This window comes from Cellulomonas humilata (genome assembly GCF_013359775.1).
GTDB lineage: Bacteria > Actinomycetota > Actinomycetes > Actinomycetales > Cellulomonadaceae > Cellulomonas > Cellulomonas humilata.
Window position 1 is genome coordinate 1 of record NZ_JABMCI010000053.1, and the last position, 13216, is coordinate 13216.

Sequence of the window (13216 nt, forward strand, 5' to 3'; positions counted from 1 at the left end):
CATCGTGCACCTGGGCACCACCCAGGACGCGCCCACGTTCACCCGGTCCGTGCAGCGCCTCGTCGCCGAGCTCGACCCGGCCGCCCGGGACCGCGCGCACGAGAACCAGCGCGCCCGCCGGTTCCTGCACCTGTCCGACCAGGCCGACGGCACCCACCTGCGCGGCCTGCTCGACCGGGTCGCCGGACACCGGCTGCGCCTGGCCCTGGAAGCCACCGGCGAACGCCCCGGCACCACCACCCACGCGGCCGACAGCCCAGGCGAGGCCAGCACTGGGAGCGACGGGATGGTGCTGGAGGAGCGGACCGCCGACCAAGCCCGCGCGGACGCCCTGGACGTGATCGCCGGGCGCATCCTGGCCCTGCCCACCACCGCGTCCGGCGCCGCCGTGCCACCCCAGATCAGCCTGCTCATGACCGAAGACACCTTCGCCGCCCTGCGCTCCCACGCCGCACGGCGCCGACCCACATCCACGGACCCGGCCACCACCGACCCCGCCCGCACCGTCGCGGACCCGACCTCCGCCCTGGCCGGGGTCCCCGCGGTCACCCTGGAGGACGGCACCCCGGTCACGGCCAGCGAGGTCGCCAAGATCCTGTGCGACTGCGAGATCACCCGCATCGTGATGGACGCCGCCGACCAACCGATCAACCTCGGCCGCTCCGTGCGCCTCTACACCGGCGCCCACCGCCGCGCCATCATCGCCCGCGACCGACACTGCACCTTCCCCGGCTGCGACCGGCACGCCCGCTGGAGCCAGATCCACCACATCACCTGGTGGGACCGCGACAACGGAGACACCTCGATCGACAACGGTGTCCTGCTCTGCTCGTTCCACCACCACCAGGTCCACCAACACAACCTGACCATCCACCGACACCCCACCCTGCGAGCCCACGACCGGCACACGCTCGAACCACCGGGCACCCGCTACACCTTCCGCGACCCCACCGGACGGATCATCGCCACCAACGAACGGCCGCCGCCCCCACCAGCACCCGGGCTCCTCCGCGAGTGAAGACGCAGTCGGGCTCCCGCGGCTAGTGCATGAACCAGTACTTCAGCACGATCACCAACAGACCGAACGCCGCCGCGAGCGCAACCTCACCGACCAGAGCACGCCCTCGGACGCCGGCGCGATGAGCCGCGAGTGCGGCGACCGCTGCGAGCATCGCCACCGTGAACCAGAGAGCGAGGAACGCCGCCCGGTAGACGTCCATGCCGACGAGCCTGCCGATCGCGAAGACGACGAGCACCGGCAGGCTGCCCAGCAGAACCCCGGTGTTGTTGCGCAGGGCATGCCTCAGACGGTGACCGGCGCTGTGGTCGACGTCGTCGAAGCGTCCACCGACCGCGTCGGCGTACACGTGCGCGAGCCAATAGGTGACGGACACCAGGGCGGTGGCGAGCAGGACGATGTCACCGGTCTCGGCGCCTGCGCTCGTCGCCGCCAGGACGACACTCGACACGAGCGCGCCGTAGAGGATCTCCGCCGGACCCTTGTTCCGCATGAATCGGTCAACACGGGTGAACCTCTGGTGCTCGACGTCCATGTGTCCTCCGCGACCCGACGTGGGCTCCTATCGTGGCGCAGAACCGTCGGCTGGTCGCCCCGACCGCCGAACAGCCTGGTCGCCACTACCGCCGAACAGCGGCGCCACGGCACGACACGCTCGCCGCGTCGACAGCCGAACCCGGCAACGCCACGACGCCGCGACGCCGCGCTCGCCGCAACCAGACCCAGACCCGGACCCGGACCCGGCAACGCCACGGCGCACAGGCTCAGCGCGACGACACCGGGCCAGCGCCTCCGCGGCGACCGACGAGCCTCTCGGCGCGAGCGGGCTCAGACGGACGTCGGCCAGGTCTGGAGCCGCCCGCACATGCCGTACCGGCGGGGCATCGGAGCTGCCTGGCTGGCGGAGACCGATCCCCGGGCGAGGTGCTGCCCGACGCCCCGGATCAGGCCTTCGAGCGCCCCCGCCGTGGTCTCGGTCTCGGCGTAGACGGTGCGCGTCCACACGTCCTGCCACCGCGGCACCAGGGTCCGGACGATCCGTGTCGAGGCGTCGTAGAGAGGCTTCAGGGCTGCGGCCGCGCCGACCCGATCGACTGCCTCGCCGAGCTGGGCGTACCCCTCGAGCGCCAGATCCCGTCGGCGACGGGCCGCCGCGGCGATGTCGTCGTCGGACGCTCCGGCGCCGGGCAGGGTGGCGGCTGCGCGGTAGGCCGCGGGGTCGGCCAGCACGGAGGCGGGGAAGGTCAGGACGGCGTCCCCGGCTTCGGGCAGCCCCGCGTTCGACATGAGGACGAGAACCTCGAGGTCGCCGTCGTTCACAGCGCGGTGCACGACGCCGGGCCCGAACGAGACGATCGCGCCGGGCTGGAGCGGGTGCACGGCGAACCCGGCGGGCCCGAGGGTGTGCACGGAGCCGGAGCCGCCGAGCACGACGTACGCCTCCGACGACACGACGTGCAGGTGCGGCGACCCGCTGCCGGCGAGGCCGACCCCGTCGGGCGCGGGCCAGTCGTAGACGCGCAGGTTGCTGACCGAGACGCCCCCGGGAAGTCCGCTCATAGGGCCAGGATCCCGCTGCCGAGCGTGGCGAGCGAGGCGGCGGACGCGGGGTCGGCTGAGCCGTCGGCGATGACGACCGCGTACTGGAACCGGAGGGTGTCGCCGGGCGCGAACGGGACCTCGGTCGAGAAGAACGGTGCCGGGTTGAGGCAGCCGAACTGCTCGGTGCGGGCGAACCACTGCGGCGGGTGCGAGGGGTTGCCCGCACCGTCGACGATGACGACGGTCGATGCTCCCCCGGTCTCGTCGTGCTGGCCGACGAACCCCATCCACGGTCCGCGCGTTCCGCGGATCTCCTCGCCACCGGAGAAGTCGGGGGCGAGCAGGGTGCCGCCGGTGAACGACCGAGGGCCGCGCCAGAACAGCCCGCCGTAGCCGGCGTTCTCGCGTCCGCGGGTGGTCGGTGAGCCGATGGTCAGGTCGGCGGACGACACGTTGGTCATGGTGGTCGCGAACGTGAGCACCCAGGCGTCGTCGCGACCCGTCGGGACGACGAACCCGAGCGACCGCGTCTCGTCGATGACGTGCTCGCCGGCCTGCGTGTGCCAGGCGAGGGTGTGCGCGAGGTCGACCCGGTCGGCGCCCACCGACAGCGACGTGAGCGCGACGTGGTCCATCGACCCGTCGTTCTCCAGCTGCACGTACCCCTGCCCGTGCACGTAGGTGGGTCCGCCCCAGAAGTTGTGCTCGCCGACCACGGGCAGCGACCAGGCGATGCCCTTGTGCCACACGTGGTCGTGCGGCCGGAACCCGGTGACCAGGTCGCCGCCGCGCGTCCGGACGGGGTGCAGGTACGGGCGCGGGCTCTCGAGCTGCACGTCGGTGGGGACGTAGACGTACTGGGCCAGGGTGATCCCGTCGGCGACGACGTCGACCGCGCGGCCGATGCCGTGCAGGGCGGAGAGCGTCATCGGGCGTCCTCGAGCGAGACGCCCAGGTCGAGGTCCGCGATCGTCACGGGCAGCCCCGTGACCAGCGACTGGTTCGCCGCGATGCCGACCGCCACGGCGCGCAGCCCGTCGAGGTACCCCGCGGGGCGGCCCAGCTCGTCGGCGGAGACCCGCAGGTGGCGTCGGAACACGTCCTTGAGCAGGATCGCGTCCCCGCCGCCGTGGCCGCCGATGCCGTCGGGGATCGCGACCTCGGTGGCCCGCTCCCAGTGCCTCTGCACGAGCAGCCGCTCCCCCTCGGGGCGCAGCGCGTCCCCGACGTAGGTGGGGGTGGCCGACGGGTCGAGCAGCGCGTTGCCGTCCTCGTCGAGCTCGATCGCACCGCGCTCGACCACCTCGAGCTCCGCGCGGCCGGCGGTGCCGTTGACCGTGACGCGGTACCCCTCCCAGGGGCTGTGCGCGTTCAGCGAGTAGGTCAGGGTGGCGCCGCGCCGGTAGTCGACCAGCAGCGCCATGTTGTCCTCGATGGTGATGCCCGGGCCGAAGACGTCCTGGTCGCGCAGGTAGCCGTCGTGCTGCTCCGCGTCGAGGTAGAGGGACTTCAGGCGGGGGTCGTCGTTGAGGTCGAGCGTGAAGGGGTCGCCGACGACCCCGGTGCCGCGGGCCGGCCGGGCACCGAGCCCGCGGTCGGCGGCGTTGCGGTCGCCGTAGAACCGGAGCGCGCCGCGCGCGTACACGCGGGACGGGACGTCGCCGAGCCACCAGTTGACCAGGTCGAAGTGGTGGCTCGACTTGTGCACCAGGAGGCCGCCGGAGTTCCTCTTGTCCCGGTGCCAGCGGCGGAAGTAGTCGGCGCCGTGCACGGTGTCCAGCGCCCACTCGAAGTGCACCGACGTGACCTCGCCGATCTGTCCGGACGCGATCACCTGGCGCAGCGAGGAGTTCCGCGGGGCGTACCGGTAGTTGAAGGTCATGACGACGTCGCGGCCGGTCTCGCGGACCGCGCCCGTGATCCGGCGGCAGCCGGGGCGGTCGATGGTCAGCGGCTTCTCGACGACGACGTCCGCCCCCGCGGCGAGCGCCCGCGCGACGAGCTCCGCGTGGGCGTGGTCCGGAGCGGTCACGACGACGACGTCCACCGACTGCTCGGCGATCATCTTCTCGAGCCCGTCGGGCGCGTAGGTGGGCAGGGACGCGGGCCGACCGAGCTCCTCGGAGACCACCGACTCGTAGTGCGCCATGCGGCCCGGGTTGGTGTCGAGGAGGGCGACCAACGTGGCGACGTCGGCGTGCTCGCCCGTGATCGCGCCGATGTACATCCCGGCGCGGTGCCCGGTGCCGACGACCGCGTACCGCAGCTGCTCACCGCCGGGCGCAGGGGCGAACTCGGGGATCACGCCGGGGCCGGCGGCCGTGCTGCTGCTCGATGCGGGACGGGGAGCGGTCGGGTTCTGGTCGGTCACGGGAGTCCTCGGTGTCATCGTCGCCTCGTTGCGGAAAGCGTTGTCCGCCAGTAGGTAGCCTAAGCCGTGGAGCCCGTCTCGCACAGGCCCGAGGGCCGACGGATCATGAACGAGGGTCCTCGACCACCACAGCACCGCGGCCCGACCGTCAGGAGAGAACCATGCGCGCCACCGTCCTGCTCCACCCCGACTTCCGCGTGGGCGAGGTCGACCGCCGCCTGTTCGCCTCGTTCGTCGAGCACCTCGGGCGCGCCGTCTACACGGGCATCTACGAGCCGGGCCACGACACCGCCGACGAGCACGGGTTCCGCCGCGACGTCGCCGACCTGACCCGCGAGCTCGGCGTGAGCATGGTGCGCTACCCCGGCGGCAACTTCGTCTCCAACTACGTGTGGGAGGACGCGGTCGGCCCGGTGGAGGACCGCCTGCCGTTCATCGACCTGGCGTGGCGGACCATCGAGCCCAACACGGTCGGCACCGACGAGTTCCTGCAGTGGGCCGAGCGCGAGGGCATCGAGCCGATGATGGCCGTCAACCTGGGCACTCGCGGGGTCGCGGCGGCGGCGGCGCTGGTCGAGTACTGCAACGGTGAAGCCGGGTCGCGCTGGGCGGACCTGCGGATCGCGAACGGTCGCGAGAAGCCGTACGCGGTGAAGCTCTGGTGCCTCGGCAACGAGATGGACGGCCCGTGGCAGATCGGGCACAAGGACGCCGACGAGTACGGCAAGCTCGCCGCCGAGGCCGGCAAGGCGATGCGGCTGGTGGACCAGTCGATCGAGCTGGTCGTCTGCGGGTCGTCGTCGATGATGATGGACACCTTCGGCTCGTGGGAGCAGACCGTCCTCGAGCACACCTGGGACGTGGTCGACCACCTCTCGATGCACGCGTACTACGAGGAGCTCGACGGCGACCGCGCCTCGTTCCTGGGGTCGGGCACCTCGATGGACCGGTTCATCCGCCGGGTCGTCGCGTCCGCCGACGCCGTCGCCGCGCGCCGCCGCTCCGACAAGGTCGTCACGATCTCGTTCGACGAGTGGAACGTCTGGTACCTGCAGTCGCGCTTCCCCGGCGAGAAGAACCTGCCGCTCCAGCGCGACGCCCCGCGCATCATCGAGGACGTCTACTCGGCGCTCGACGCCGTCGTCGTCGGCGACCTGCTGGTCACCCTGCTCAACCACGCCGACCGCGTGCCGGTCGCGTGCCTGGCCCAGCTGGTGAACGTGATCGCGCCGATCATGACCGAGCCCGGCGGACCGGCCTGGCGCCAGCCCACGTTCCACCCCTTCGCGACGACGGCCCGGCTCGCCCGCGGCACCGCCCTCGACCTGCGGGTGTCCGGCCCCTCGCTCGCGACGAGTGCCCACGGCGACGTCCCGGTGGTCACCGCGGCGGCGACCCTCGACGGCGACGACGTCGCGGTGTTCCTGGTCAACCGGTCCGCCGAGCCCGTGGAGGTCGAGCTCTCGCACCCCGGCGTCACGCTCGCGCTGGGTCGAGGCGTGCAGGTGACGGCCGACGAGGAGCCCGCGGTGGAGGGGCCCGAGCACGCGGCCGCCGTCGCCGAGCGTCACGTGTCGGAGGTCGACGGCCCCGACGCCTCGACCGGCAGCACGCTCGTCACCCTCCCGCCCGAGTCCTGGACAGCCCTGCCGGGAGTCCTCACCCGCACCTGAGGGTCACCGATCGAGCAGCCGGTGGCACGATCGAGGGATGAGGCGCATCGCGCTCGGGTTCGGATGGCTGCTCGGCGCGCTCGTCGCGGGCCTCGTCGGCGTCGGCATCGCCGCCACGATCAGCCCCCGGCCGGCGTCGGTGGTGCTGCGCCGGAACATGGACCGCCACGGTTCCGCGCGGTTCGTGGCGACCGCGCCCTTCGTCCCCGCGCACGTGGTGTCCGAGATCGACATCCCGTACCGCCCCGGCGACCGCGACGCCCGCCTCGACGTGCACCGGTCGACGGGGTCCGACGGCACGCTGCCGACGATCGTGTGGGTGCACGGCGGCGCGTGGCTGTCGGGGAGCAAGGACCTGATCGCCAACTACCTGCGGGTGGTCGCCGGCGAGGGGTGCACGGTGGTGGGCGTCGACTACTCGATCGCCCCGCGCGCCACCTACCCGACACCCGTGCTCCAGGTCCTCGACGCGCTCGCCTTCCTCACCGAGCACGCCGACGAGCTGGGAGTCGACGCGGACCGGCTGGTGCTCGCCGGCGACTCCGCGGGCGCGCAGATCGCGGCGCAGGTGATCGGCGTGGTGATCGACCCGGGGTACGCGGCCTCGATCGGTGCCCACCCGCGCGTCACCCGGGACCAGATCGCGGGCGCCGTGCTGTTCTGCGGCGTCTTCGACATGTCCCTCGCGCGTGGGCTCCGAGGCCGCCCCCGGTGGTTCGTCGACTCCGTGATGCGCTCGTTCACCGGCAGCGCGGACTACCTCGACGACCCCCGCTTCGCGGGCATCTCGGTGGTCAACCACCTGACCGCCGCGTTCCCCCCGACGCTGGTGTCCTGCGGCAACGCCGACCCGCTGATCGGCCACTCCCAGTCGCTGCTCACCACGCTCGAGGCCCTCGGGGTGCCGCACGAGACCCTGCTCTTCGAGCCCGACCACGAGCCGCCGCTCGGGCACGAGTACCAGTTCCACGTCTACACCGACGCGGGCCAGCTGGCGCTGGCGACGATGCAGGAGTTCGTGGAAGGGCTGGACTGAGGCTCAGGCGCCCCGGACCGCCGCGCGGTGCTCCACCGCGACCACCGCGAGCGACAGCAGGCCCGGCACGATCACGGCCAGTGGCGCGAGCATCCACACCATCACCGCGCACAGCCCGATCGCCACGACGAGCAGGAACGTGCCGGCCAGGTCGTCGCCGGCGCGCTTGGCGGCGGTCTGCACGACGGTCCCCCACCGCGCGCCGGGTGACCAGCCGGCTGCCGCGCGCAGCACGACGACCAGCAGGATGGCGACCAGGAACACGGTGGCGATCCGCACCCCCGCGCCGCCCGGCATCTCGCCCTGGCCGATGAGCTGGAGGTTGAACAGCAGGACCAGCAGCAGGACCGGCATGCCGATCGACACCAGCCAGACCCCGCGGCAGGCCGCGCGGAAGTCCTCCCACAGGGCCGCGACGGTGTCGGGGCGGCCGTCGAGGTGGCGTCGGACGTGGGACACCCCGGCGGCGAGCGCGGGAACCGCGGTGACGATCGGGAGGCTGAGCACCGAGACGCCGAGACCGACCAGCAGCGCCTCGCTGAACAGCCCGAACCGGCCGCCGCCGAGGAGCGGCTTCTGGTCGGGGCCGGGGGTGGCGTCCGCGGGGCGGCCGGCGTCGTCGTCGGGAAGCGGGGTGCTCATGGCATCCAGCCTCACACGCTCGGCCCGCCCTGCGGAAACCCCCATCAGCCCTTGAGGCCCTGCGTGGCGACGCCTTCGACCAGGTAGCGCTGGAAGATCAGGAAGAAGAGCATCACGGGGACGAGGGCGAGGACGGCCATGGCCATCTGCGCGCCGTAGTCGGAGGTCGTGGTCTGGTCGACGAAGAGTCGCAGCGCGATCGGCAGCGAGTACAGGTCGGGCTTCTTCAGGTAGAGCAGGGGCCCGAAGAAGTCGTTCCAGGACCAGATGAACGCGAAGATCGAGCTGGTGACCAGGGCGGGCTTCATCAGCGGCAGCATGATCGAGCGGAAGATCCGCACGTGCCCGGCTCCGTCGATGCGCGCGGCCTCGTCGAGCTCACGCGGCAGGTTGCGCATGAACTGGACCATGAGGAAGACGAAGAACGCCTCGGCGGCCAGGAACTTGCCGATCAGCAGCGGCACGAACGTGTCGACCAGGCCGAGCCGGTTGAACACGATGTACTGCGGGATGATCACCACGTGGAACGGCAGCAGGAGCGTGCCGATCATGAGGGCGAAGAAGACGTTCCGGCCGGGGAACTCGATGCGCGCGAAGGCGTAGGCGCTGATCGAGCACGAGATCGTGATCCCGATGACGGAGCCGACGGCCAGGATCACCGAGTTGGTGAAGAACGTCCAGAACGAGACCCCGCCGATGCCCTCGAGGGCCTTGGTGAAGTTGGCCAGGCTGGCGTCGGTGGGGATGAGGCTGACGTTGCCGACGATCTGGCTGGACGGCTTGAACGAGGACATCAGCATCCACACCGCGGGGTAGAGCACGATCGCGACCAGTGCCAGGGAGCACAGGTGGAAGACCAGGGCCCGGCCGCGCTTGCGGTTCTTGGTGGACTTGCGCAGCTCTGCGCTGTCGTGCGCGCTGACGAGGTGGTCGGCAGCGGAGGTGACGGTGCTCATCACTTGCCCTCCCCCGAGTAGTGGACCCAGGACTTCGAGGTCTTGAAGAAGACGGCCGCGAGTGCGCCGACGACGATCACCAGGATCCAGGCCATCGCCGAGGCGTAGCCCATCTGGAAGTCCTGGAAGCCGCGGAAGTAGAGGTAGAGCGTGTAGAAGAGCGTCGACCGGGCGGGACCACCCGTGCCGTTGGAGATGATGAACGCCGAGGCGAAGATCTGGAACGCGTGGATCATCTCGAGCAGCAGGTTGAAGAAGATGACCGGCGAGAGCATCGGCAGCGTGATCTTCACGAACTTGCGCCAGGGCCCGGCGCCGTCGACCGCGGCGGCCTCGTACAGCTCGGTCGGGACCTGCTTGAGCCCCGCCAGGAAGATGACCATCGGCGCACCGAACTGCCAGACGGTCAACAGGATGAGCATCGGCATGGTGCGCGACGGGTCACCGACCCAGCCGCCGGCCTCGAAGCCGAAGAACTGCTGGACCTGGTCCACGATGCCGTTGTCGATGAACATCGCCTTCCACACGATCGCGATGGAGACCGAGGCCCCGATCAGCGAGGGTGCGTAGAACGAGGACCGGTAGAAGCCCTTGCCGCTGAACGCGTTGTTCAGCAGCATCGCCACCGCCAGGGCGGCGAGCAGCTTGACCGGGGTGCCCAGCAGCACGTAGGTGAGCGTGACCTTCCAGGCCTGCAGGTAGTTCGGGTCCTGGGCCAGCCGCTGGAAGTTCTCCACCCCGATCCACTCGGGGGGCGCGAACAGGTTGTAGTTCGTGAACGCCAGGTACAAGGAGGCCAGCATCGGGCCTGCGGTGAGCAGGACGAACCCGAGCAGCCACGGGCTCAGGAAGGCGTACCCGGCCAGGGACTCGGACCGCTTGCGGCGCTTCCGGGCTGCGGAGTGCGCGGCGGTCGAGGGGCCTGTCGTCGGAGCCTCGGCAGTGAGGGTCACGAGCGTGATCCGTTCGTCGGTTTCTAGGTGGTGCAGGTGCGGGTGGTGGGCCGCCCGGTGAGATCACCGGGCGGCCCACCCCGTGTCACTGGGTCGAGAACTCGGCCTCAGCGAACCACTGCTCGGCGAACTCGTCCGGCGAGAGCGTGCCGTAGGCGAGCTCCTCGGCGAGGGTCCGCCACTTGGCCTCGATCGTGCCGAAGCCCTTGACGGGGATCGGCGTGGACTCGGTCACCTGCTCGGCGACCTTCTCCTCGTACGCGATCACCTGGGCGTCGACGCTGCCCTCGGTGGTGTCGACGGCGGCGCGCTGGTCGGCGTCGGCCGGCACACCCTTCGACGTCCCGAAGATCGTGCCGACCTCGGGGTCCGTGAGCAGGAAGTTGATCAGGGTGGCGGCCTGCTCCGGGTACTTCGTGTTGGCGCCCGAGGACAGGAGCATCGACGGCTTGAAGAACAGGGCCTTCTCGCCCGGTTCGATCGACGGGATCTGCGCCATGGACAGGTTCTGGGTGCCCGAGTCGGCGACGTAGGCGGCCAGGAAGTTGTCCCAGCTCATCTCCGACGCGGTCTCGTTGACCGTGAAGCCGCCCTTGGGTGCGAGCGCGAGGTTGCGGTCGACCGGGTAGACCTGCTTGTCCGCCCGCAGGTCGGCCGTGAGCTCGAGGAACTCGACCACGTCGGCCTCGTCGAAGCCGAACGTGCCGTCGTCCTCGAAGGGCGTGTTGCCCTTCTGGAGCAGCCACTGGATGAAGAACCAGAACGTGGCCGTGTAGTCGACGGCGCCGTAGAGGGCGTAGCCGTCGGCCGTCGTCGTGCCGGCGCTGGAGACGTCGGCGATGAACTCGTTGTAGTCCTCCCACGTGTACTCGGCCTCGTCGGGGAACGTGGCCCCGGTCGCCTCGATCACGTTGGGGTTCTGGAACATCGCGAACGTGTTGGTCGACGTCGGGATGCCGATCATCTTGTCCTCGAGGACGCCCGCCGTGGTGAGCGTCTCGTCGAACCCGGCGAGGTCGATCGTGCCGTTGTCGACCCACTCCTGCAGGTCGAGCAGCTGACCGTTCTGGTTGAACTCACGCAGGTACGACAGGTCGAACTGCATGACGTCCGGCAGCGAGCGGCCGGCGGCCTCGGTGGACCGCGCCGTCCAGTAGTCCGGGAACCCGGCGAAGCTGGTCTGGACCGTGATGTAGGGGTACTTCTCCTTGAACAGCGCCAGTGCTTCGTTGTACCGGGCTGCTCGGTCGTCGTTGCCCCACCACGTGAAGTTGAGGGTGACGGGGGACGTGTCAGGGCCGGTGGTGCTGGCCGTGGGCTCGGCCTCGCCGGAGTCGCCAGAGGAGCAGGCGGTCAGGGCGAGGGCGGCGACGGCAACAACTGCAGCCGTCTTCCATAGGGTTCGCTTCATCGTCGTTGAGCCTCCTTGCTCGGGGGGTGAAAGCGCATTCCGGACGTTAGGCGAGCGCTTGCCGGACTGTCAACGGCTGGCACTGAATCGTTACAAACCCAGGTGGTCCTGCTTTACGGTGCCACCGTTCCGGTCGGCTCGCAGAGGCGGGCGCGCGTCCCGCGAAGGTGTCGAGCGCGGGCCGGGTCGGTACGGTCGGGGATACGGCGTCCCGCGCGGCCTAGAGCCCGAGGTCGCGGTGTTGTATCGTTTCAATCTCCTGTGCTGCCCGACGACGCGCCACACACTTTGGAGCCCCCGGTGACCGACCGTCAGATCCCCTCGTGGTCCGAGCTCAAGCCGCTGCTGCGCCCCAAGCCTCTGGTCCTGAACGCCACCGAGCGACGCCTGTCCGACGCGCTGACGATCGCCGACCTGCGGACCGCCGCGCGCAGGCGCACCCCCCGCTCGGTGTTCGACTACACCGACGGCGCCGCCGAGGCGGAGATCAGCCTGCGCCGGGCACGCCACCTGTTCCGCGAGCTGGAGTTCCAGCCGTCGATCCTGCACGACGTCTCCCACGTCGACCCGACCACGGACATGATCGGCACCCCGTCGGCCCTGCCGTTCGCGTTCGCCCCCACCGGCTTCACGCGGATGATGAACCACGAGGGCGAGCGCGCCGTCGTCCGGGTGGCCCAGCGCCGCGGCATCCCGTACGCCCTGTCCACGATGGGCACCACGTCGATCGAGGAGGTCGCCAAGGCCGGCCCCGACGCGCGCAAGTGGTTCCAGCTGTACGTGTGGAAGGACCGCTCCGCCGGCGAGGACCTCATGGCCCGCGCCAAGGCCGCCGGCTACGAGGCGCTCATGCTCACGGTCGACGTGCCGGTGGCCGGTGCCCGGCTGCGCGACGCCCGCAACGGCTTCTCGATCCCCCCAGCGCTGACCGTCAAGACCGTCCTGGACGCCGCGACGCACCCCGCCTGGTGGCTGAACCTGCTGACCACCGAGCCGCTGACCTTCGCGTCCCTGTCCACCTGGTCCGGCACCGTGGCGGACCTGCTGGACAAGCTGTTCGACCCGACCATGACGATCGCGGACCTCGAGTGGATCCGCGCCTCCTGGGACGGGCCCCTGATCATCAAGGGCATCCAGACCGTCGAGGACGCCCGACGGGTCACCGACGCCGGCGCCGACGCCGTCGTCCTGTCCAACCACGGCGGCCGCCAGCTCGACCGCGCACCGGTGCCGCTGCGCCTGCTGCCGGACGTCGCGGAGGCCGTCGGCGACCGGACGCAGGTCTGGGTGGACACCGGGATCATGTCCGGCGCCGACGTGGTCGCCGCGCTCGCGCTGGGCGCCGACGCGACCCTCGTCGGGCGCGCGTACCTGTACGGGCTCATGGCCGGCGGCGAGCGGGGCGTCGAGCGGGCGGTCGACATCCTGGAGCGCGAGGTCCGCCGCACGATGGCCCTGCTGGGCGTCTCCACGGTCAAGGAGCTCGGCCCGCAGCACGTCCGCCTCCCCTGACCCACACGCACAGCGTCCGCACTGGATCGGCCAGGAAGCCGTTCGAGTGCGGACGTTGCGCTGTGCCCAGGCGGGACGTCCGCACTCGGGCAGCCTCCAACC

General features: G+C 71.0%; 12 protein-coding genes. 4 read left to right on the plus strand and 8 right to left on the minus strand.

Going from position 1 to position 13216, the window contains the following annotated elements; translation table 11 throughout:
* On the plus strand, positions 1-1018 hold a 1018-nt coding region (locus tag HP550_RS04930; RefSeq protein WP_175346480.1), incomplete at its 5' end, for an HNH endonuclease signature motif containing protein.
* 22 nt (positions 1019-1040) lie between these two features.
* Here HP550_RS04930 and HP550_RS04935 read toward each other — a convergent pair.
* The 4 genes from HP550_RS04935 to HP550_RS04950 all read right to left on the minus strand — a co-directional run bounded on the left by HP550_RS04935 (position 1041) and on the right by HP550_RS04950 (position 4931).
* On the minus strand, positions 1041-1553 hold the full coding sequence (locus HP550_RS04935) for a hypothetical protein (protein WP_175346481.1): 513 nt from the start codon (positions 1551-1553) through the stop codon (positions 1041-1043).
* A gap of 293 nt (positions 1554-1846) precedes the next feature.
* The gene (locus HP550_RS04940; protein ID WP_175346482.1) at positions 1847-2578 is read right to left on the minus strand and encodes a cupin domain-containing protein; all 732 of its coding nucleotides are present in this window, start codon (positions 2576-2578) and stop codon (positions 1847-1849) included.
* Complete coding sequence (locus tag HP550_RS04945) at positions 2575-3489, minus strand: DUF6807 domain-containing protein (RefSeq protein WP_175346483.1); 915 nt, start codon at positions 3487-3489, stop codon at positions 2575-2577. Before HP550_RS04945 ends, HP550_RS04940 begins: the two co-directional genes overlap by 4 nt.
* Entirely contained in the window at positions 3486-4931 is a 1446-nt protein-coding gene (locus HP550_RS04950; RefSeq protein WP_343047986.1) for a Gfo/Idh/MocA family protein, read from the minus strand. Before HP550_RS04950 ends, HP550_RS04945 begins: the two co-directional genes overlap by 4 nt.
* 161 nt (positions 4932-5092) lie before the next feature.
* Here HP550_RS04950 and arfA point away from each other — a divergent pair, with 161 nt between their 5' ends.
* Together arfA and HP550_RS04960 are read left to right on the plus strand one after the other, a co-directional pair.
* Positions 5093-6604, plus strand: coding sequence for an arabinosylfuranosidase ArfA (gene arfA, locus HP550_RS04955; protein WP_175346485.1), 1512 nt, complete (start codon positions 5093-5095; stop codon positions 6602-6604).
* A gap of 37 nt (positions 6605-6641) precedes the next feature.
* Positions 6642-7640, plus strand: coding sequence for an alpha/beta hydrolase (locus tag HP550_RS04960; protein ID WP_175346486.1), 999 nt, complete (start codon positions 6642-6644; stop codon positions 7638-7640).
* A 3-nt stretch (positions 7641-7643) separates the two neighbouring features.
* On the opposite strand, the gene HP550_RS04965 is transcribed toward HP550_RS04960, so the two are convergent.
* From HP550_RS04965 to HP550_RS04980, 4 genes are all read right to left on the minus strand, one after another.
* A complete protein-coding gene (locus tag HP550_RS04965) occupies positions 7644-8282 on the minus strand; it encodes a hypothetical protein (protein WP_246280573.1) in 639 nt (212 codons plus the stop codon).
* A 44-nt stretch (positions 8283-8326) separates the two neighbouring features.
* Positions 8327-9238: a carbohydrate ABC transporter permease gene (locus HP550_RS04970; RefSeq protein WP_175346487.1), complete on the minus strand. Its 912-nt coding sequence runs from the start codon at positions 9236-9238 to the stop codon at positions 8327-8329.
* The gene (locus HP550_RS04975; protein ID WP_246280584.1) at positions 9238-10104 is read right to left on the minus strand and encodes a carbohydrate ABC transporter permease; all 867 of its coding nucleotides are present in this window, start codon (positions 10102-10104) and stop codon (positions 9238-9240) included. The genes HP550_RS04970 and HP550_RS04975 overlap by 1 nt, the downstream gene beginning before the upstream one ends.
* 172 nt (positions 10105-10276) lie before the next feature.
* Positions 10277-11602, minus strand: coding sequence for an ABC transporter substrate-binding protein (locus HP550_RS04980; RefSeq protein WP_175346489.1), 1326 nt, complete (start codon positions 11600-11602; stop codon positions 10277-10279).
* 300 nt (positions 11603-11902) lie between these two features.
* On the opposite strand from HP550_RS04980, the gene HP550_RS04985 reads away from it, so the two are divergent.
* The gene (locus tag HP550_RS04985) at positions 11903-13114 is read left to right on the plus strand and encodes an alpha-hydroxy-acid oxidizing protein (protein WP_175346490.1); all 1212 of its coding nucleotides are present in this window, start codon (positions 11903-11905) and stop codon (positions 13112-13114) included.
* Positions 13115-13216: the final 102 nt, after the last annotated feature.

Excerpts from the sequence above, each read along its gene's own strand:
- arfA (WP_175346485.1), top strand. The coding sequence starts at position 5,093 with ATGCGCGCCACCGTCCTGCTCCACCCCGACTTCCGCGTGGGCGAGGTC.
- HP550_RS04960 (WP_175346486.1), top strand. The coding sequence starts at position 6,642 with ATGAGGCGCATCGCGCTCGGGTTCGGATGGCTGCTCGGCGCGCTCGTC.
- HP550_RS04980 (WP_175346489.1), bottom strand. The coding sequence starts at position 11,602 with ATGAAGCGAACCCTATGGAAGACGGCTGCAGTTGTTGCCGTCGCCGCC.
- HP550_RS04945 (WP_175346483.1), bottom strand. The coding sequence starts at position 3,489 with ATGACGCTCTCCGCCCTGCACGGCATCGGCCGCGCGGTCGACGTCGTC.
- HP550_RS04940 (WP_175346482.1), bottom strand. The coding sequence starts at position 2,578 with ATGAGCGGACTTCCCGGGGGCGTCTCGGTCAGCAACCTGCGCGTCTAC.
- HP550_RS04935 (WP_175346481.1), bottom strand. The coding sequence starts at position 1,553 with ATGGACGTCGAGCACCAGAGGTTCACCCGTGTTGACCGATTCATGCGG.
- HP550_RS04965 (WP_246280573.1), bottom strand. The coding sequence starts at position 8,282 with ATGAGCACCCCGCTTCCCGACGACGACGCCGGCCGCCCCGCGGACGCC.
- HP550_RS04970 (WP_175346487.1), bottom strand. The coding sequence starts at position 9,238 with ATGAGCACCGTCACCTCCGCTGCCGACCACCTCGTCAGCGCGCACGAC.